The organism is Shewanella psychromarinicola (assembly GCF_003855155.1).
Taxonomy (GTDB): Bacteria; Pseudomonadota; Gammaproteobacteria; order Enterobacterales; family Shewanellaceae; genus Shewanella; species Shewanella psychromarinicola.
Map to the genome: position 1 here is coordinate 3,027,068 of NZ_CP034073.1, position 19,461 is coordinate 3,046,528.

The window sequence follows — 19,461 nt, forward strand, 5'->3', positions numbered from 1 at the left end:
GAAGATAATGGTTAAGGGTCGCACGGCTAATAAACGCCTGCAAGGGGCAAAACAAGGATTGGATGAAATATTGTTGTTAATGATTAAATTTAAATCTACCTGTAACTTGAGTTCGTATCAACTGTCATTATGGCGGCGGTTATTGTGCTATTTTACTGACAAATTATGACCAAATCTGCTTTTGGCGGTTTTTAATAGTATGTTGAATTAACAAGATCAGTACGTTGAATTAAAAACAGCAATACGTTGAAATAAAAAACCAATGTAACCTGTCTATTGAGAGATGAAGAGCAGATTTTGGTCTCGATAGGCTGTCGACAAACATTTATAAGAGGTGATTTATGGCGGGTAATAAACGCTTTACTAAAGGCATACTTAAACGGGCTCCTTGGCATCTTGCCGATAATCAAGTTACACCTGAATCGGTATTTAATGATCGCCGTAATATCGTTAAAGCCTTAGGTTTAGGGGCGTTAGGGGCCAGTTTGCCGGGGCAAGTTCAGGCGGGTATTTTTGATCTATTTGGTGAACAACAAGCCAAAAATCCCTTTACTACTCAAGGCCTACAATACGCAACACCGGCAAAGTTTGTATTGCCAAGTCCTAAAACACCAGAAGATAAAATCACTCGTCATAATAATTTCTATGAATTTGGTAATAGTAAGTCGGATCCTTATGACAATGCCCAAGGTTTTAAGGTTGATCCTTGGACGTTAACCATTGACGGCTTGGTCGATAAACCCATCACCTTAGATTTAAATGAACTGACGACACGTTTTGCTCTGGAAGAACGCACTTATCGCCTACGCTGTGTTGAAGCGTGGTCTATGGTAGTCCCTTGGGTGGGTTTTTCGTTAGCCAGTTTACTCAAACAAGCCGGCGTGCAAAGTAATGCAACTCATATCGCTTTTGAGACCTTGTTTGATCCTGAGCAAATGCCAGGGCAAAAGAGTCGCTTAATGGGGGGCGGGATCCATTATCCGTATGTTGAAGGCTTAACGGTTGCCGAAGCGATGAATGATTTATCGTTTTTAGCGGTAGGCTTGTACGGTAAAACGTTGCCGCCACAAAATGGTGCTCCAATCCGCTTAGTCGTGCCTTGGAAATATGGTTTTAAAAGTATCAAGTCTATTGTGCGTATTCGGGTGATGGATAAACAACCTCCGACAAGCTGGAATCAATTGGCCTCAAGTGAGTATGGTTTTTACGCTAATGTAAACCCAGAGGTGGATCATCCTCGTTGGTCGCAAGCCTCTGAGCGCAGCATCGGAGAAGGCGGCTTATTCTCTGCTAAGCGTATTCCGACCCAAATGTTCAATGGTTATGCTGATTCAGTGGCCGATTTATATAAAAATATCGATCTGAGGAAGTTTTACTAATGCGCATAAGTCCTCGAGGACTGTTTTGGTTAAAGGTGTTATTGCATATTAGCTTTTTATTGCCCGCCTTTTATCTGGTGACATTAGTGTTAACTGACAATGCGGGTGGCGATCCGGTGCAGTATATTATTCATTATACCGGTATGGGCGCGATTAATAGTTTATTAGCCACGTTATTGATTTCACCCATCGCCAAACGTTTTAAGATAGCGGCGCTAATGCAAACTCGCCGTTTGGTGGGCTTGTATGTGTGTGCTTACGCACTATTGCATATTAGTGCTTTTATTAGCTTAGATTTGCTGTTTGCGTGGGGATTATTGTTTGAGGAGGTGATCAAGCGGCCTTATATCTTAGTCGGCGCAGCAACATTAATTATTATTGTATCACTGGCGTTAACCTCGCCTAATGCTATCAAACGACGTTTGGGAAAGCGCTGGCAGTCATTGCACAATTGGGTTTATCTGGCTGCCATATTGGCACCGATCCATTTTTATTGGTCGGTAAAGTCAGAGATTATTGAACCCAGCATCTATATTGTTTTATTTGCCGCGCTATTGGTTTACCGCAAAGACAGTATTTATAAATGGTTGAAACCGAATAAATAACCTACGTTATTACTAACGGCGCAATTTTTGATTGAGGCCGTTGGTTGAAAATGCCGCAAACACCGTAAATATCATGACTGATACCATGATTATGGCCAATCTTAACCAAGGCTGTTCGAGTGCAATGCGCATATCGATGAAATTGAACGTGGTTACTGCCCACACAAATATCACGCTGATCAGTAAGCCTATCTTGAGTAATGTGTATACAAATGAATGTTTAATAAACATCAACAAGGGCAAACTTATGGCGATAATGGCCAATATATGCTGATCAAAGCGTAAAAAATGGGCGCCCAATAATAGGTAAGCCAAGCTGATAATGGTTACTCGCCACCACATGCCAATTCTCCTCAATAACGCGTAATAACAAATGTAATTATTAACGTAACAACTCGCGCAATCATTAAGAAAATCACTAGCGCAACAGCTGACGTTGACCTGTGCAGCATAACGTTAAATGAATGGCTATTCTTGATTGTGGTTCACAGATCACTTAATTACCTCTGCTCGGGGTAATAAAGGACCATCAAACCGCTCTTTGTCCTGCTATCTGCGTTGATTTGCAAGCGGCACGCTATTGACGCGTCAATGTACCTTGTGAGTAAAAAAATGCTAAGTTTGATATGACATAGGTTGAAAGACTGTAAGGAGTATTATCAATGAAACAATATATCATCCTAGTATTACTGGGTTGCACTATGGTGTTAAGTGGCGGGGGTTGGGCGCAAGAAACTGACTATCAAGCAAGTGTGCATCAAGAAACAGGCCATGAAGTAGCGGTTGACTGTAGTAATCCGATTAACACCCTTGAAATTAATGACTGTGCTAGGCAGCAAGCCGATGATGCACAAGTAATATTGGACAAGTATATGGCTAAAGCCAATGAGCAATGTCATGATTATCCAAAGGCGCTTGAAGCACTACATCTGTCTCAACGAGACTGGCTGCCATATCGAGAGTCTTATTGTCATGCTATCTATGAGTTATGGCGAGATGGGACTATAAGAGGTGCAATGTACCATGGATGTATGCTGCAACTTACTGTGCAGCGCACTCATAATATTTGGCAACATTATTTAACGTATATGGACTCCAGTGAGCCTATATTACCCGAGCCAAAATAATGATCTCCAATAAGTGGGTAATGGCTCCCGAATTCAGATAATAACTGTGACGATTATTTACTTGCAGCCTCTAGTGTGACTATTTTAGCCCAAATCTGTTCCGATTCTGCGGTTAGCAGAGAATAGGTCTTTATATCGCCTTTACGCTGTGCTTGCATGGCTTGCTCCAGTATTGAATCATAGCTTTTACGTAATTTTTTGACTGGATCTGGCTTTAAAAATGAAAACATTGTTTGGCTCTTTGTGATGGCTAATAGCATCAGATACGAAGTAACTGAGGTTATAGCCCATTATAATTAACGGTTTTCTACTGGATTTTGCTATTTATGCAAAGATGGTTTGCTGTTTGTTCGGTCAATAAATTCCCCATAATTAGCCAAGCTGTGGGAGATGTAGACTGATGACATGCATTATGAACGCAACACTTTTCAAAACACTTTTTAACTGCTTATATTGGCTAATGTAAGCTTTCTCCTTGTTGTATTATTCTACCTTGGCGTGAGTCTTCAGCCGCCAAGGTAAATCATTTTCTAATGGGATTATATTGGCCCATTCAGCATGTCGGCGATGACATTTTCATCTACAATGTTATCGCCAATGAAGTAGATAATGTCATCTACAAGGTCATCTATAATGTCATCTACAAGGTCATCTACACTGTGATCTACAATGTCATCTACACTGTGATCTACAATGTCAGCAATAAGGTGATTAAGCAGGGCATTGCTGCAATTGGGCATTTTTCTTGCTCATTTGCAGATAACTTAACAGCCACATTATGAAGCCGCCAGTAAATAGCACCGCCGCAACATAACCCGTCTCGTTGGGTAATGCACCTTGTGCGATAACCATGCCGCCTACCCAAGGGCCGATGGCATTGGCGATGTTAAATGAACACTGCACCAAGGCACCTATCATGGCGTGGCCGTTTGGTGATACATCCATCAGTAAGGTTTGAATTAAGGTGGCTAAGCCTAAACTGCAGCCAATAAAGAAAATCACCGCATACAATAGCCAAATGTTATGGCTGGCACCGACGTAGGCAAGCGAAAATATAATCATACAAATTAAGGCTATGCCTGTGGTGTATAAAGCCGCACGATCGGCCGCTTTGCCTAATACATAGTTACCCAATGTACAACCAATACCAAACATCACCATCGCGATTGAAATTGTGTATGCCGGCGTTTGGGTGACCACTAAAATGGTGTCGGCAATATAAGTGTAAATACAAAATACGCCGCCAAAGCCAATAATCACAATACCTAGAATTGACCAGACCAATTTATTTTTCAACACGCCAAATTCATTGATTAAATTTGACGGCTGGCTGTTTTCTATTTTAGGGATCACTACATACACGCACGCCAGTGCAACTAAGGCCAGAGCTGATGCACCCGCCAAGCAATAGCGCCAGCTTAAATTTTGCCCAACTAAAGTGACAATTGGCACCCCGACGATAGTGGCTATGGTTAAGCCCATAAACACTTTGGATATATAGCTGGCGCGTTTATCTTGTGGGGCAATATCGGCGGCTAATAATATGGCCGCGCCAAAGTAAGCGCCATGGGGCAGGCCACTTAAAAAACGAAACACAATCAGCTGCTCAAGTGAGGTTGCCATTGCACTTAAGCCATTGGCGATAAACATTAATGTTAGAAAAATAACCAAGGCATGGCGTTTTTTCATGTTGGCCGTCGTCAGCATTAAAATCGGCGCCCCGACAACAACCCCTATCGCGTAAGCACTAATGGCATAACCGCTCTGTGACGGTGTTGAGGAAAATGTTTCGCTGATTAAGGGCAGCATTGGCATCATCGAAAACTCCGATAATCCCAATATAAATGTGCCTAAGGCTAATACCAGCAAAATGGCGCGAGTATTAAGTTGACTTGGTAACGTTGCCGCCGATGCCATAAAAATCCTGTTAGTGATAAGAGATAAATAGTGATAAGTACGACTTCACTACTGAGTACATGGCGATAGAGACAAGCACCATTTGGGCTTGAATGTTGCAGACAAACAAGAAGCTTTATCTGTCACACAAAAAGTGTCCGAATCGAGCTAAACATCATCGCAATAATAGTAATGTCGCGATTGATTGTTTTAGATTATCGACGGTAAGGTGAAAAAGTATGGGCGTTTATTCGATATTTAATCAAACGTTTTATAAATTAATTATTCATTTAAACAGATGGTTATGATTGTTTTTTTGTGATTTTTTTGATCTAATCAGTGGCTGTAATGTAATCATGTAGTTAATTAAAGCGGTTAATGCTGTTTAAAATGGATTATTGAAATATTCACGTTCTACAGTGTAACAAATCCCTTCCGTCGGCATCAATCTTTAGTCTAATTACCGCCGTTTTTTACTTGTGAGTGACCCCATGTATTGGTTAGTTTGAATAAGACTAATCATAATATTCATTATAATAATAAATGCCATGGAGGCTTCAATGTTTATCCCGCCAAATCAAGCAACATTTCCACTAACGTTAAGTGAATATCATGGTGCCACTTCAACTACGCTGATTGATAACACCATTGGCCAATATTTTGATGATATTGCTAACACCTATCCAGATAATCTTGCCGTCGTCGTTCATCATCAAGATATCCGCTGGAACTATCGCCAGTATCAAGCAAAGATTGATGCACTTGCCACAGGCTTATTGAAACTAGGTATTCAGCCCGGGGATAGAGTAGGGATCTGGTCACCCAATAATATTGAGTGGTGTTTAACCCAATTTGCTACCGCTAAAATTGGTGCAATTATGGTGTGCATTAACCCAGCTTATCGCCCCGAAGAGTTAGAATACTCCCTGAATAATGTTGGCTGTCGCGCAGTGATTTGTGCCGATAAATTTAAGTCCAGTAATTACCTGCAAATGTTGAATGAGCTAGTGCCAGAATTAAGCAGCAATCTAGGTCACTTATCTGCTCGCGCATTACCCGAACTTGAGTTTGTGATCCGCATGGGGATTGACAAGACACCAGGCATGCTTAACTTTAACGATTTGCTGGTTGATGTTAACGCCGATGACCAACAAGCGTTAGCCACTATTGCTGATACACTCAACAGCCATGATTCGATTAATATTCAATTTACTTCTGGCACCACGGGTAGCCCTAAAGGCGCGACGCTATCGCATCATAATATTTTAAATAATGCCTATTTAGTGGCGGAGGCAATGAAGCTTACTCCTGTCGATAAATTGTGTATTCCTGTGCCGCTATATCATTGTTTTGGTATGGTATTAGGCAGCTTATCTTCTATTATTTACGCTTCAGCGGCTGTGTACCCAAGTGAGTCTTTTGATCCACTAACCACCTTGCAAATAGTGGCACAAGAGCGCTGCACCGCATTACATGGCGTGCCGACCATGTTTATTGCAGAGTTAGAACATCCACAATTTAACCAGTTTGACCTTAGCTCACTGCGCACTGGCATTATGGCTGGCGCCACTTGCCCCGAAGAAGTCATGCGACGAGTACAAGAACTGATGTACATGAAAGAGGTGCTGATTGGTTACGGACAAACCGAATGCAGCCCGTTAAACCACATTACTGAAATAGATTCTCCCATCGAAAAACAAGTGCTCACCGTTGGCCGAGCATTGCCACACACCGCAGTGAAAATTATCAATGAATTTGGCGACGTGGTTGCTATTGGTCAACCCGGTGAAGTGTGCAGTCGAGGCTACTGCATTATGCAAGGTTATTGGAATGACCCCGCTAAAACCGCTGCAACCATCGACAGTGCTGGTTGGTTACATTCGGGCGATATCGGTCAAATGGACGAGCTGGGTTATGTGCAAATTGTGGGTCGTATTAAAGACATGATCATCCGCGGCGGCGAGAATATTTACCCACGAGAAATTGAAGAAGAGCTCTACAGCCATAAGGACGTGCAAGACGCGGCAGTATTTGGCGTGCAAAGTGACAAATATGGTGAGGAGGTGTGCGCCTGGATTAAAGTTCGCGCCAATGCCGACATTACCGAAGACGATATTCGTCATTTTCTAACTGAAAAATTCGCCTATTTTAAAGTGCCGCGCTACATCAAGTTTGTCGACCAATACCCCATGACCGTCACTGGCAAAATTCAGAAATTTAAAATGCGTGAGTTAATGTACGAGGAGTTACATAAAGCGATAAATTAACATGCCTATGCATCTGACTCAGTTTTGGCCTATTCTTATAGTATAAATCAAGACTAGAAGTGAGATCTGCTATGAAAATGCCTGAAACGAGTTTTTTTTGAATGGCAACGTCAATTCAGCTCTGAAACTGATTGCTTAAATCACATTAAGAAAATGAGATGGCCTAATGGTTTTGTTTGCCCTAGATGCTCTTGTGAGCATGCCTATGAGCTTACAACCCGCAATTTATATGAATGCAGTCAATGTCATAAACAAACATCGGTCACAGCAGACACATTATTCCACGGTAGCCGTATTCCTATCACTAAGTGGTTTTGGGCTATCTACTTTTTAGGCTCAGATAAGGGCAGTATTTCAGCATTAAGACTGAGTAAGCACATTGAAGTTAATTGGCGAACGGCACGTTTGATATTAAGTAAGCTGAGAACAGCTATGGGCCATAGAGACAGCTTATATAGACTGTCAGGGGTCATTGAAATTGATGATTCGTTAGTGGGTGGCAAAAGCAAGGGCAAGCGTGGACGTGGAGCAGGAGGTAAAACACCTGTTTTAGTTGCCGTTGAAAGCAAAGGAAAAAGAGCTGGATTTATTGCTATGCAGGCTGTGAATAGCGTTTGCCATGATAGTGTTGAAAAGTTCGTTGCCAAACACTTAACGAGACAGCAAAAAGTGCATACAGACGGCTTACCTGCGTTGAACATTATAGATAAGACTCAACAACATGAAGCGAGGGTTACCCCCAGTGAGCTTGTTGATGAATGGCTGCCTTGGGTTCATATTGCCATTGGTAACTTAAAAGCATTTTTACTTGGGACATTCCATGGTGTTTCAGGAAAGTACCTACAAGAATACCTGAGCGAGTTCTGTTATCGGTTCAATCGTAGACAAATGGAAAGAGAAATACCTAACAGATTGTTAAATTTGGCAATCATTCACACGCCAATACATTCTTACTGAGCCAAGTGCATAGGCATGTAAATTAATGTTTTGCGTGTAATCATTTAAGCCCAGTGTTGAGTTATCGCACTGGGCTTTTATATTGAAGGGCAATCTATTTGGAAGTGAAGTAGATACTTCACGCGGCGGACGAGTACAGCATTAATTGGCTTAGACATAACCGTCATAACATTGATCTAATTGACACAGCCTGACTTTCGACAAAAAGTTTGAGTTTGAGTTTGAATTAAACACAGTTGTAAATAAATGATGTTTTCTCGATAGCTCATGGTGAGTGATACCATTGGCAACTTATTTTGTGTAATGGCTCAGAACGGTAGCGCCAACACTTTTTCAGCTGAATACAATCTACCCATTGTTGGAGTTATTTTGAATAATACTAAAGGTAGTCTTTTTATGGTTGCCGCGATGGCAGCATTTTCTATTGAAGACATGCTGATTAAATCGGCAGCCGAAACCACTTCTATTGGTTTGATTTTAGCGTTATTTGGTTTCGGTGGAATGTTGGTTTTTATGCTGCTGACTTGGCGTAAAGGTCAAACAATTTTACATCCAGCACTGATGTCTAAGCCAATATTGATCCGTGCGGCGTGCGAAGTCGTTGGCCGATTCTGTTTTGCATTGGCTATCACGCTAACGCCTTTATCGAGTGCATCAGCTATTTTGCAAGCCACACCGTTGATCGCAATGATAGGTGCAGCCTTATTGTTTGGTGAACAGGTTGGCTTTAAACGCTGGATTGCCGTAATGGTTGGTTTTTGTGGCGTGTTGATGATTATTCGCCCAGGCCTTGATGGCTTTGAAGTAACGTCTTTATTTGCGGTGGTGGCGACCTTAGGTTTTGCTGGCCGCGATTTAGCAACCCGTGCAGCTTCGCCGGTATTGTCTAATATGCAACTTGGGGTGTATGGATTTTTTGTGTTAATCCCTGCGGGCATTGCGATACAGCTATACCAACACGAGCCATTACAACTCGGTTCAACTGCCGCAGCACAAATTATCGGTGCCATCGTGTTTGGGGTGATGGCTTATAATGCCCTCACCATCGCTATGCGCGCTGGCGATGTATCGGTTATTTCTCCTTTTCGTTATACCCGTTTATTATTTGCCTTAGGCTTGGGGATATTTATATTTGGAGAGTCCCCAGATTTAGCTACCCTACTTGGAAGCTTGCTGGTGGTATTAAGCGGCGGATATACCCTAATCCAAACGCGTAAAACAGTCACAGCAAGTTTGATAAAGAATAGCGCATGAGTAGAGTGAGTTGATTTACTTTACAAATAACATGCCACCCAGCCTAACTCTGCGTTAGATAAATGTGTTGATAAATACCTAATGACCATTAGTGTCAAAATGCAGTAATTTAAAATGCGCCAATTGATACGATAAATTGAGACCTTAGTTTGAGTGATTGCGCGAATTGATGTTGATGGGGTCTGGCACTCGTCGCCAATCGGTCTTCCTACTGACGAGGTTCAGCCCAAAGCGCTTGAATGAGCAGGTTAGCTTCGCTGATATGTGAAAGTGTCGACGGTACTTATGTAAATTATTTTTTATGTACACCAGAAGTGGCCGAAAAAGCATCGTTCAATAGTTAAATGCTAACGCTTTGTTGATCATCAAAATGGTGTCAAGTCAATCTCGGTGAACGCTTATATTGGCAGCATGTCATAGCCCTCAATATCACCAAAAGTAATGATCTTTCGATGATATTGAGGAATACTTAAGTCTGCCTTAAAGCTTAAATTTGCTCACAATACCATTTAGAGTATTCGCCATTCCGCCCAGCTCATTTGCAAGTTCGGTAGTGCTATCGGCGTGCTTATTGGTTTCTTTTGCCGAATCATTGATCTCCAGCACACTCTGGTTAATTTCCGCGGCGACCTGAGTCTGCTGCTCTGATGCTGTGGCGATCTGGTCATTCATATTAAGAATAACAGAAACAGAAGTGGTGATTTGTGTCAGGGATAGGTTTGCTTCCTCTGTCTTGGTCGACGTTTGTCGAGCGAGCAGCGTACTCTTGCCCATTTGATCTACCGCTTTTTTAGCCTCTGTTTGAAGCTTTTCAATCATCATAGTGATCTCATTGGCGCTATCTTGTGTTCGGCTTGCAAGGTTTCGAACTTCATCTGCGACTACCGCGAATCCGCGACCTTGTTCACCAGCACGTGCCGCTTCAATGGCAGCATTTAGAGCCAAAAGATTAGTCTGATCGGCAATGCCTTTAATCACATCGAGAATGCTACCAATATTGACCGTTTCTGCCTCAACGTTTTCGATGACATGGGTGACACCGTTCATCTCATTGACCAGTAAACGGATATTAGCATTCATATCCTCGACCACTTTCATTCCAACCTCAGAATATTCGCTAGCGCCCTGGGCCGACTCTGCCGCTTGCAGTGCACTTCGTGCTACTTCATCGACGGTGGAGGTCATTTCGTTCATCGCGGTCGAAGTCTGCTCAAGCTGGACTGTTTGTGCCTTCGAGCCATCACTCATCGTTTCGGCAGACGATGAAAGCGAAGCAGAAGAGCGATTAAGATCATTTGTTGTGTTATTAATATTGGCGACAATGGCCCTAAGATTCTGTGCCATGGCGATCACATTGCCATAAATACCATCCTCCTGCCCGGAAGAGGATAAATTCATACTCAAATCTCCCTCTGCTACTTGCTTAACCATGTTTGATATTTCAAGTGGTTCCCCGCCAATAGGTTTGTAAATAAGGCGAATAACCATCTGGTAAATAACGGCCATGAGTACAATCAGGGAGATTATAATCAAAATAAGAGTATCATATAGATTATTAAAACTAGCAGCTTCTATGACTTTCATCGATTCATAGCTAGCCACAGTCCAATTACGGACTTTCATTTTATGACTTGTGACAAAGTAATCGCCCAAACCCGGAGCCGTGTACGTCATCGACTTGTTTGAGTCAGATATTACCTTGTATTGCGGGCGTAATTCGAATATGTTCTTGCCAATATTGTCTTTTACCTCACTCGATACTATGTAGCCATCGCTGCGGTAAACGAACATCTGATTGTTACTGGTAAGAGATGCAACAAAATCACTAAATAACTTAACCGGGACATTGATTAACACCACCCCAGAAATTTCCCCCTGGTGCATAATAGGCACTGAAAGGCCAAATACTTCGACGTTCTTGGTGACATCGACAAAGGATGTGCTGACGACGTAGCGCTCACCTGCAAAAATATTTATGAACCACTCACGCTTGGCCGTGATTGCATTGAAATTAGCGACAACCTCACCGTCACTAATCAGGGTGCCACCTTTCAAGCCTAAATAGATCCCCGCTTCACCACTAATCGTCTTGGCTATTTCCTCAACGGTGAGGTTTGCTCGTTCCAGATCAAGTTCGCCATTTTCATCGAAAAAGAATGCAGCGGAATCGATCACATCGAAAAATCGCATTAATTTTTCATCTAATGCCTGAGCCACCAGTTTAGATTGTGTTTCAACCTTGTCTTGGTAACTGACCTGGCTGAATTCTGCAAAGTTTTGATAAGCAACGATGGATACCAGCAACACCATAAAAAAAGATAACGAGGTAAATAGCCCCGTTATTTTGTATTTCAACAACATAAATATTCAGCCCATAATGTAAAATAAACAATCAGAGATGTTTCAGCTAATCATTACAGACGTGATCAGAAAAACGTGATTTTTAATTGAAGATAAGGTACAAATAATGTTTATAATTAGCAATTTATTTGCGCCAGACTTTTGAAGTCTTCAGCAACAGGGTGTGTATGTGTAACCTATATCCACTTATGGAATTAATTCCAAATAAATCAATATACAGTGGTCTATAAAATAGTCACTTTTTAGAGCCTAAGCAAAATAATTGGTCTGATCCATTTGGCGTCAACCCACTCGATAGTGCAGGGCAACCGCATGAACGTTTTTCACTCACAAATTGTCCGATAAACATTCAATAATTGTACGGCCGTTAAGCTGAAAACAAGCGCGGATTAATGCAATCGAGTCCACCTTCATCACATAGGTGAATTATTAAGCACTCATGCGGTCGCCCTGCTCGATAGTGTGTAACAAGGAAGGAGTCTATGAAACAACGTTAAATGAGAATAGATAGGTAAAATAAAGATAATAAACCGTATGAAACCCCATAAAGTAAATTTATTTATTCGCTAAATTAGTCATTCAATTCTGGATATCTTTAATGTTTATATAATACTTTTTTAATATAAACTAAACACGATGTTTTTCTGTATCCGAATAATAATATTAGCTGGTATTTTTGTGTGTAACACAAATAAAAACCCTCTTTTTTAAGTACAAAAATATAATCTAAATTTAACGATATGGATGTCAATTCTTGATGTTCTTAATAAAATAAAAATAACATGGACACCCATCTTAAAATACTATTTTGAAATGGTAAATAAAGCGTAGTTGAATGGCTAACATTTAGTCATTAGGTGTGGCTGGCTATGTTAAATATTATCTTCAACATACAAAATATATTTTTATTATTATAGTGTTATGAAATTAATTCTGGTTTGTCTCGTTTGAGCTGGGTATTTGTTCTGTATCTGTTAATTAGCTTAATATGAACAATGAAACTAGGTAGTTCAGAGAATCTATCCAATATATTATGCTCAGAATTGGATTAATATAGTGGGACTGGAGTTTGAATGATGTGACTATTTAAGGGGGGGCTTACTGTGCGGCGAGCAGATAGTGTATAGGGTGTTTACTTGCAGATATTACGGCCGATTATTCTCGGCCGCAAACGTTAAAATCAGTTATTTTTTGAAGAACGCTTTGTTAGTGCCATATGGACCTAAGTTTAGATCGCGCTTACGAATTTTATCCACACGATCGAATGCTTCTTCTGCAACATGAAGGTTCTTCACGTCTTTACGCCAGTAGTACTTGAAGCCATCGAAGTGAGCATTCTTTGGATACCAGTACATCACACCTAAACCTTTATCGCTCATGATTGGTGTATTGTGAATGGTGGCGCCTGGAATGTAGAAGTACTGGCCCGTTCCCAAGGTTTGGAATTTGTTGTCGGCAAGGGTCTTGCCTTCGCCGTTAACCACGTAATAACACTCAGGTTGACCATGGAAGTGTGGTGCGTGATCTGATTTACCACCATTGGTGATACCCATTACCGTTGGGCTGTCTGAAAGCTCTTTCCACAGATATCCAACTGGCGCATTTTTAAGTTCACAGTTCTTGGCTTCCATGATGTTGCCTTCGTCGTCCATGGTCTTGCAGAAGCGCTGATCTAAGGCAATGCTGGCATTTGACTGGATGCTGTTAAAATCAATTTTGCCCGCTTCCCAGTCGGCAATATAGGCTTCAACCATTGGGTCGCTACACTGGGAAGGCATAGTATCTTGTGGCGAATATGGCGTGCTGTCATAAGGAACCGGCGTTATCTGCTGGAATGGTAGTTGTACGTGGTTACACTGTGGACCCGCAGCCAATGCCGTGGTTGAAGCGAGTGCGGCAAGGCCGAACATAATTTTTAGTTTCATCATTCATATCCTGTTATGGCTTGATGCCCGAAAGCTGCGATATTGTGCTTGTTCTTTTGGGCTTGAACTAACAATAAAGTGATAATGGTACTGTAAAGGTGAATTGGATCACGCGCCCTTTTTAGCAGCAAACTTATTCGTGACACAGCTCGCGAATAATCTTACCTATCGGCTGAGTTTATGACGTTTTTTCACATGACCATTAAATATGGAACTGCAGGGTGAACTGGGCATAGTGAGATTGCCCCGTTTGTGTCTGCGTGTTTGACCATGAGTATTGGTTGTCGCTGATCTGATAATGACCAAGCTCAACACCCACTTTTAAGGCCGGGGTTAAGTTGGTGAACAGGTTTACACCGAAGTGGCTCCGATCGGTTTGTTCAACTTGAGTTCGGGTATGACCATAAAAAATGGTTGAGCGGGTGGTCTCACTCCAGAAGTGCCGATAGGCGAGCATCGCCGAACTTGTGGTTTCTATTTCACCTTGAATGATATCTTTAGCTGCATCAGTTCCGACATAACGGCCCAGATTGCCATAGTGTAGCTGAAGTCTCAGATCGTCTTTACCAAAGGTATTTATTTTAGCCGCCAGTGAACCGCCCAGACCTAGTTGGGCCGTCTCGCTGGGGTCGAGGTACCTGACTAAGCCTGACAGTGATACATTTCCCCAGTGGCCTTGCTGGTCATAGCGGATGATGGCATCGGGGACATAGTCATTGCTGGTCTCTATCCAGTTGGTTTGTTCCGGGCTATTGCTGACCTGTGTGCCATAGGTATAAGGGTTTTCCAATGCGACCTGCCAGTGACCCGTCTGGTATCTCAGTAGGGCTTGTCTCACCATCGCTTGCCCTACTAAGGGACCGCCAAGATCTGCCGTTTCGGCGAAGGTGCTGGTGTTAACTAATGTTGACCAGGTTTGGCCGGCCGTAAACGCCTCATATTGGATCATCGCATGTCTGACTCTCGGGCTGTAAGAGTTCGATATCACCGGGTTGCCTTGGGAGGAACCGACAAAATCAATCTCGACAAAACCACTGACGTCTCCCTGTGTCAGCTTGAGGTTAAATCGACTCTCCTGAGCGCCAAACTGGGTACGTTTCGCCTCATCCTGAATCGATCCATCTCCATTCCAGCTGGGTTGAAATGCAATGGTGCCGTCGACGTAGCGGGCATTGGTCTTGATAAAACCACCTAATTCATACTCAGTTGCAATAACTGTTGGGGTGGGGAGGAAAGTCAGTAATAGGGTGAGAGGTAAAGATATTTTTATGTTCATAATCTTCTACATGAAGGGATGGAACTAAAAAAAAGCCCTATCAAATAGGGCTTTTTTCAATAATTTATGGGGAAATCAGTAAGTAAAAGTCATGGACTGATATGAAACATGATCCGTATTTAAATCAGAAGTTTGAGCTACTATGCTGGCACTAAAAATCAGGTTCAGATGCGGGAGCGGCATTGAACCTGAGATGACTTAGCTTTTGGTGACTAGAAGTAATAACCAAAGTTGATGTTGACGCGCTTGTCCCAATCATTGCCCGCTTCAGGCAGACCGACGTGATCATTGTTGGCGGTTGAGAAGGTCATGTTTTTACCCATGACGAAATCGAACATAGTATAAGTTGGGCCTGCAGATACTGCGCAACCTGTGACGTTCTGCATGCTGTTGTCGTAGCTGCTGTCATCGACGTCAGGCGTCATAATGCCAAAATCGTTATAGCACTTCACGCTACCCCAGTCTGTTTTGAAGGTCTTAGCGATATTGGCGTTATAGGCTTGGCCTTTAGAAGCGATCTCGTATTGCCAGCTAACTACAGATACACCAATCTTATTTGAATCGACCGCATCAGCGGCATCATATTCATACTGCATCGCTTGAAGTTGTAGGTTCCAGCTATTGTAACTGCTGTCTAAATGAAGCGCCGCGGCGTAGCTATCACCGGTATTGCCCGTTTTATTGTTGTAGATCTGACCATACTGAACAGAACCACCGAAGGTTGTTGAACCGCCTTTATGTTCTGCTGTGTAGGTCTGACGCACGTTAACTTGGTTTGTCTCTTCGTTGTTATACTCGTTGCCATTGATGGTGCCAGTATAGAGATCGGTCGCGTAACGCTTATTCTCGGTTGGACCATATTCAGCATTCTTGTAGAAGGCTAAATCTGTATGCCAGCCATTGCTGTTATAAACGGCCTTAACCCCAACATCGTGGTCATCTTCGAAACCTAAGTAGTAAGGTAGACCAAACCACCAGCTGTTAGAGATAAAGCCACGGTTACCAAATGGTACCTTGTTGATACCAAACTGTAGCTGCCATTCAGGATCGATATTGTAGATACCGTATCCGTATTTGATGTATTCAGTGCTTGAGGTGAAACGGTACTCAGCGGCTAATCCCCAATCGCCTTTCTTACCGTTAAACTTGATAGCGGCCATATCGAAGGTCAGATCGCCAGCCTTGTCTTTAGACGCTTCACTGTAATCTTTGTAACCATAGTTAACACGTACCGCGCCGCCTACGTTGATACCGTCTTCTTGCTCTTCTGCACTGGCGCTAAAGCCAGTTAGTGCTACCGCGGTTGCCACCATCGACAACATGAACTTGGTGGATTTTTTCATCATCATTACCCATTTAGTATGTTTATATTTATGTTTCTGTTTAATGTTTTGAACTCGTTACATCACATCGAACCAGGTACGGTGACACTCGGCGCAGACGGGTGCTTTTTTCTCGTGTTCGCCGTGACAAGCTAAACAGCTGGCGCCCTGGTTGTAGTGGAATGATTTATGAGGATTGGCTTCTTCGATAGCAAGCTTTGACTTGTCGATCTCAATACTGTTGATGTCGCCATGACATTCGACGCAGGCGCTATCGGTCGCATTCTTTTTTCCTGAACCTTGATGGCAGCTCTGACAGCCATCCTCATAGATAAACTCATGATTGGTTCGGCCTTCAGTATTGCCCATCATTTTCACTAAATCGCCGGCAAATGCGCTCGTTGACAGGGATAGTCCTACGAGTAAAGCCAATAGTAATTTGCTCATGTTGATCACCCCTGCAGGTCGCTTTTAATAGTTTCAGATACAACGATACCCATCGCCATACATTCCAGACAGGAGGTCGAACTCAATCGAGCCTCACCATGGACGCCACCTGTGACTTCACCTATGGCATAGAGCTTTTTGATTGGCTTCATGGAGCGACCATCGATAACCCGAGCCCCGATATCTGTCTTTAAGCCACCCATGCAGTAGTGCACCTTAGGCCAGACTCGAGATACGACGAATGGCGGCTTTAGCTCGACAGCCGTATCCATCTTACGACCGAAGAGAGGATCCTGACGTGTGCTGACTTGAGCATTAAACTCTTTCACGGTCTGTTTTAACTGAGTCAAAGGGATATTGAATTTTCCGGCCAATTGCTCGAAACTATCAACCTTCCATGCCATCTCATCACGAAGTGCGCGAACAACTCGGTCATCATCCGGATGATCTTTGTGGTTAAAGAAAACGACGGGGTAGGCTGGAGAACCATCTTGGTAGCGGTTCTTCATGATAGCTGCCGAGCAAGTCTTACGATCGGCTCTTTCATTCATGTAACGCTTACCATTCAGTACGCTGACTGAAATGCCTTCATGCCAGCCGATAGAGAGTAGGGCATTTGACCAGCCGAAGCCTCCTTCATCGGGTGAGCCCCAATGACCAGTTTGGATCATGCTCATATGAACAGGAAGCGCTCCTTGGGCCATGGCTGTTAGGGTGACTTCACCTGTCGCGCCTAGGGCATTAGTACAATCGAGGGATGGATCAAGAGAGGGATCGACAGCGGCACGCAGCTCCATATTGCGGGCAAAACCGCCATTGGCGAGAACGACTGCCTTGTTTGCCTTGATAAAGATGCTCTTACCGGTTGTAAGATCTGGGAAACGGTAGTTTTGACGTACCTTAAGGCCGATGATCTCCTGTCCATCCATGATGAAATCTTCGATGTAATGTTGGAGGCGATAATCGATCCCCTCTTTTACACCTGTTTCATAGAGCTTGGTGGTGATGTCGCCGCCAGTGCCATGTTGAGTCCTGATGGCACGAGCCTTGTTATGGCCACCGACCTGAATGTTAAAGCCTTCACGGAACTTAACACCTGTTTCGATACACAGCTGGTAAACGTCCAGAGCATGGTTGGCAATATTGCTCAGTATGGCCTCATTGGCCATGCCTCGCCCCGAAATCATCTGATCCGAGACTAACTCTGCTGGGCTGTCATCGGCTATCCCCTGGGCGAGTTGGATTGGATTTTTAGGGATCGCCAGCCAGCCGCCATTGATAGCCGAGTTACCACCGATAACCTGCATTTTTTCCAGCACCAGTACTGAGCCGACACCACTACGCTTAGCGTTTAACGCCGCAGAAAGTCCCGCAAAACCTGAGCCAACAACGATCACATCGGCCGACTCGTTCCACTTTATTTCGCCGCATTCACTGGCCATGACAGTACCCGGCATAGTCGATGCCAGCCCGCCCAGTGCCGCTCCGGCACCCAGTTTTAAAAAATTTCTTCTATTTTGCATTTGTGTACCCTCAACTTAGGAATGACACTAAGATAAAGGGAACCAGCGGCAGTAAAGGTGAACTAAATCACGGGTTTTTTTCAGTGACAAACTTATTCGTGAGTCATGTCTCGAATAAATTTACTCACGAGCAACTCCATATTTAACGGCCTGTAAAAATGTTGGAGGAATTTGATAGAGAGTTATTAAACTTTGCCGGAATGTTTATTTGACGTGATTCACAAAGGCCATGAATAACTATTCATTTACGTGAGATATCTCCCGATTGTTAATGGTGTCGCTATAACATCCGCTAGCGTTGAGACCATACTCATAGCATTTAGAGACAGAGAGTATGTAAAATGAAATGCCCGACAGATGCACTACCTACATTAAGGTGTAATCAAATTTTAGATGCTGCAGAGTATCTGATTGAATCACAGGGAGTGGTATCTTTTAGGTTTTCTCAACTCGCGAAGGAAGTGGGCTGCTCTACGGGAACGCTGTATAAGTATTTTGAGCGGAAAGAGGATGTTTTAGTCTGCCTGTTTCTTCGAAGTGCAACCTCAAATCACCTCCAAATCTTTATCGATAAGTACCCGGAACTGACGGCCCAAGAGAAAGTCTTATTGCCAATCTTGTTTACATTCGAAACCATCAAGCGCAGCAAGAGTTTCTTTACCCTGCGATCTGTGTCGGTCAATACTATGGTTTGGCAGCTGGCCAGTGATGAGAAGGTGAAGCGATTTAAGAAACGTATCAATGCATTCTGGGAGTGGTTTACCGCCTCTCTTCATCAGGCGGTCGACAATGGAGAACTTGAAGCAACACCATTGCAGATTAAAGAATTGGTACAGGGGATCGTATTTTATCTTACAGGCTCTCTGACCCAGTTTGAGAGTGAATTAATTGCGCCCGAATATATGTCTAATCATCGTGAGACCTGCTACCGACATCTTTCAAGGTTGATGGCGCAATACCGATGGAAAAAGCCGTTTAATCAGGCCCTGTTTGATTCCCTAGAAGCGCAAACGACTCAATTTTTCAATAAACACTTCCGTGACCATATGACGTGTGCGGCGTGTAGTGCACTGGCTAACGCACGTGAAAATAGTGTGACTCAATGCAGTCGGTTTGAATGAT

The 19,461-nt window shown here is 43.1% G+C and carries 16 protein-coding genes and 1 pseudogene; 7 read left to right on the forward strand and 10 right to left on the reverse strand.

From position 1 onward, the window contains the following. Positions 1–341 precede the first annotated feature (341 nt). The gene (msrP, locus tag EGC80_RS13295; protein ID WP_124014192.1) at positions 342–1,379 is read left to right on the forward strand and encodes a protein-methionine-sulfoxide reductase catalytic subunit MsrP; all 1,038 of its coding nucleotides are present in this window, start codon (positions 342–344) and stop codon (positions 1,377–1,379) included. Beyond that, positions 1,379–1,984 (forward strand): protein-methionine-sulfoxide reductase heme-binding subunit MsrQ, encoded by a 606-nt coding sequence (gene msrQ / locus EGC80_RS13300; RefSeq protein WP_124014191.1) that lies wholly within the window; start codon positions 1,379–1,381, stop codon positions 1,982–1,984. Before msrP ends, msrQ begins: the two co-directional genes overlap by 1 nt. Positions 1,985–1,996: 12 nt before the next feature. Here the strand turns inward: msrQ and EGC80_RS13305 are convergent, their stop codons facing one another. Then, positions 1,997–2,326, reverse strand: coding sequence for a hypothetical protein (locus EGC80_RS13305; RefSeq protein WP_101030374.1), 330 nt, complete (start codon positions 2,324–2,326; stop codon positions 1,997–1,999). Between the two features lie 320 nt (positions 2,327–2,646). On the opposite strand from EGC80_RS13305, the gene EGC80_RS13310 reads away from it, so the two are divergent. Then, positions 2,647–3,111 carry a lysozyme inhibitor LprI family protein gene (locus EGC80_RS13310; RefSeq protein ID WP_124014190.1) on the forward strand — a complete coding sequence of 155 codons (465 nt, stop codon included), beginning with the start codon at positions 2,647–2,649 and terminating at the stop codon, positions 3,109–3,111. Positions 3,112–3,164: 53 nt separating this feature from the next. On the opposite strand, the gene EGC80_RS13315 is transcribed toward EGC80_RS13310, so the two are convergent. The 3 genes from EGC80_RS13315 to EGC80_RS13325 form a co-directional block, all read right to left on the reverse strand. Next, a complete protein-coding gene (locus EGC80_RS13315) occupies positions 3,165–3,341 on the reverse strand; it encodes a DUF6435 family protein (RefSeq protein WP_124014189.1) in 177 nt (58 codons plus the stop codon). A 309-nt stretch (positions 3,342–3,650) separates the two neighbouring features. Then, positions 3,651–3,851: a hypothetical protein gene (locus EGC80_RS13320; RefSeq protein WP_124014188.1), complete on the reverse strand. Its 201-nt coding sequence runs from the start codon at positions 3,849–3,851 to the stop codon at positions 3,651–3,653. Beyond that, a complete protein-coding gene (locus EGC80_RS13325) occupies positions 3,823–5,028 on the reverse strand; it encodes an MFS transporter (protein WP_124014187.1) in 1,206 nt (401 codons plus the stop codon). Before EGC80_RS13325 ends, EGC80_RS13320 begins: the two co-directional genes overlap by 29 nt. Before the next feature lie 539 nt (positions 5,029–5,567). Between EGC80_RS13325 and EGC80_RS13330 the strand changes: the two genes are divergently transcribed. From EGC80_RS13330 to EGC80_RS13340, 3 genes and pseudogenes are all read left to right on the forward strand, one after another. Then, complete coding sequence (locus EGC80_RS13330) at positions 5,568–7,274, forward strand: AMP-binding protein (RefSeq protein WP_124014186.1); 1,707 nt, start codon at positions 5,568–5,570, stop codon at positions 7,272–7,274. Between the two features lie 71 nt (positions 7,275–7,345). Then, positions 7,346–8,231: pseudogene (locus EGC80_RS13335) on the forward strand (IS1595 family transposase). 369 nt (positions 8,232–8,600) lie between these two features. Then, complete coding sequence (locus tag EGC80_RS13340; protein WP_233768502.1) at positions 8,601–9,485, forward strand: DMT family transporter; 885 nt, start codon at positions 8,601–8,603, stop codon at positions 9,483–9,485. A gap of 480 nt (positions 9,486–9,965) precedes the next feature. Here EGC80_RS13340 and EGC80_RS13345 read toward each other — a convergent pair whose 3' ends face one another. The 6 genes from EGC80_RS13345 to EGC80_RS13370 all read right to left on the reverse strand — a co-directional run bounded on the left by EGC80_RS13345 (position 9,966) and on the right by EGC80_RS13370 (position 18,339). Continuing rightward, entirely contained in the window at positions 9,966–11,846 is a 1,881-nt protein-coding gene (locus EGC80_RS13345; protein ID WP_124014262.1) for a methyl-accepting chemotaxis protein, read from the reverse strand. Between the two features lie 1,184 nt (positions 11,847–13,030). Next, the gene (locus EGC80_RS13350) at positions 13,031–13,774 is read right to left on the reverse strand and encodes a cupin domain-containing protein (RefSeq protein WP_124014261.1); all 744 of its coding nucleotides are present in this window, start codon (positions 13,772–13,774) and stop codon (positions 13,031–13,033) included. Positions 13,775–13,973: 199 nt separating this feature from the next. Beyond that, positions 13,974–15,041 (reverse strand): DcaP family trimeric outer membrane transporter, encoded by a 1,068-nt coding sequence (locus EGC80_RS13355; RefSeq protein WP_164839556.1) that lies wholly within the window; start codon positions 15,039–15,041, stop codon positions 13,974–13,976. A gap of 218 nt (positions 15,042–15,259) precedes the next feature. Beyond that, positions 15,260–16,393, reverse strand: coding sequence for a hypothetical protein (locus EGC80_RS13360; RefSeq protein ID WP_124014259.1), 1,134 nt, complete (start codon positions 16,391–16,393; stop codon positions 15,260–15,262). Between the two features lie 54 nt (positions 16,394–16,447). After that, positions 16,448–16,816, reverse strand: a complete 369-nt coding sequence (locus EGC80_RS13365; protein ID WP_124014258.1) for a cytochrome c3 family protein — start codon at positions 16,814–16,816, stop codon at positions 16,448–16,450. Between the two features lie 5 nt (positions 16,817–16,821). After that, complete coding sequence (locus EGC80_RS13370; protein ID WP_124014257.1) at positions 16,822–18,339, reverse strand: flavocytochrome c; 1,518 nt, start codon at positions 18,337–18,339, stop codon at positions 16,822–16,824. Positions 18,340–18,680: 341 nt separating this feature from the next. Here EGC80_RS13370 and EGC80_RS13375 point away from each other — a divergent pair, with 341 nt between their 5' ends. Beyond that, positions 18,681–19,460, forward strand: coding sequence for a TetR/AcrR family transcriptional regulator (locus tag EGC80_RS13375; protein ID WP_124014256.1), 780 nt, complete (start codon positions 18,681–18,683; stop codon positions 19,458–19,460). Position 19,461 lies beyond the last annotated feature (1 nt).